The sequence below is a fragment of the Psychrobacter sp. CAL346-MNA-CIBAN-0220 genome (assembly GCF_040309805.1).
Classification (GTDB): Bacteria; Pseudomonadota; Gammaproteobacteria; order Pseudomonadales; family Moraxellaceae; genus Psychrobacter.
This window is the reverse complement of the sequence record NZ_JBEOPF010000172.1, coordinates 1-279: the sequence shown is the minus strand read 5'-3', so window position 1 is coordinate 279 and position 279 is coordinate 1. Positions and strand designations below refer to the sequence as shown.

Annotated in this window: 1 protein-coding gene; it reads right to left on the bottom strand. The window is 64.5% G+C overall.

Annotated elements, in window-relative coordinates:
• Positions 1–279 (bottom strand): biotin carboxylase N-terminal domain-containing protein (locus AAEY88_RS13190; protein WP_350563116.1); only part of this gene is annotated, 279 nt, incomplete at both ends.

The following is a 279-nucleotide window of genomic DNA, read 5'->3' as shown; positions in this document are numbered from 1 at the left end:
ATGCGGCGAATCACTTCTGCCGAGGGGCCGATAAACTTGATGCCGCGCTCGGCACAGATGTCTGCCAACTCGGCGTTTTCCGACAGGAAGCCGTAGCCGGGGTGCAGCGCATCGCAACCGGTTTCCACCGCCAGGTTCACCAGCTTGCGCGGGTTCAGGTAACCGGCCAGTGGCTCGGCACCGATGCTGTGGGCTTCGTCGGCACGCTTGACGTGCAACGCGTGGCGGTCGGCGTCCGAATAAACCGCGACCGAGCGAATGCCCATCTCGGCGCAGGCA